A 1,219-nucleotide genomic window follows, 5' to 3' on the forward strand; every position below is an offset into this window, starting at 1 on the left:
GTTATTTAATCCCCTGTAATCGATACACATTCTCAACGTCCTATCTTTTTTCTTCACAAACAACACCGGGGCTCCCCACGGTGATGTACTTGGCCTAATAAATCCTTGTCCCAACAACTCCTGTAGTTGTGCCTTCAATTCTTGTAACTCAACTGGTGCCATTTTATAAGAGGTCCTAGAAATGGGTTCAACTCTGGGCACCAAGTCAATGGTAAATTCAATTTTCCTATCTGGTGGTGCAGTACTTAATTCATCTGGAAATACATCCTTAAACTCCTTCACCACTTCCACCTGCTCCAAACTTCTTTTATTCCCAGTTTGAACAACCAAACTAGCCAAATAGCCTACAGCCCCTTTAAGTAAAAACTTCCGAGCTTTCTCACCCGATATTAACTTTGGCACTCTTGTAACTGACTTAAGAGTGCATTTCAAATCCGAACTTTCCGGAATGGCGAAACTCAATTCCTTGGTCCTACAATTGATTTGAGCGTAGTGACAGCTCAACCAATCCATACCCAAAATTACCTCGTACCCCCGTAAAGGTAATACAACCAAATTCACTGGGAACATCCTTTCTTTAATAGTTACTTGACACCCCTTACAAATCCTATCCGTCCGAATCCCTGGTTTTCCCATAGGTGTGCCAACTTCTACCCAGTATGGCAAAATTTCTACATTTATACCCCGTTTTTCTGAATAACTAGGGTTAATAAATGAATGGGTAGATCCTGGGTCTACTAATACTTTAAAAACTTGTCCGGATATAGAAAACATACCTTCCAAAACACTTACTTCCTTATCCGTATCCTCAGCTTCCAATGCAAACACTCTTGCCGGCACTCTGATCTTCATAGCTGCAGTTGCTCCTGGTTTGTTTGATGCTTCACTAGCTCCAGCAGCCATAAGTGGACATTGCTGAATATGATGGTCAGCACTTCCACACCTCAAACATTTCCTAGCCTTTTTCCAGCACTCAGCTTCAGAGTGACCACCTTTCCCACAAAAACTACACACTGCCTGAGGTGTTCCCCTTTTCTCCACTGGCCCTTTTCCAACAGGTGCTGGGTGTTTCGCTCCCCCGACTGCTCTTGGTGGTGCCGGTCTTGGCCCTTGTGGCCCTTTCCCCCTTGCAGCTGGCTGGTTACGGTTTGGAGTTCTCCGACTGTTATGGAATTCTCGGAGTCGTGCCCGACTGTCCTCCAACCTCTGTGCATATTCC

At 44.6% G+C, this 1,219-nt stretch carries 1 protein-coding gene; it reads right to left on the reverse strand.

The genetic code is table 11. The features are described 5' to 3' along the window. The coding region (locus BVER_RS32135; RefSeq protein WP_157056312.1) for a retroviral-like aspartic protease family protein at nt 1-903 on the reverse strand (903 nt) is incomplete at its 3' end. Between the last annotated feature and the right edge of the window lie 316 nt (nt 904-1,219).

Origin of the sequence: Candidatus Burkholderia verschuerenii (assembly GCF_001189365.1) — a bacterium.
GTDB classification, from domain to species: Bacteria; Pseudomonadota; Gammaproteobacteria; order Burkholderiales; family Burkholderiaceae; genus Caballeronia; species Caballeronia verschuerenii.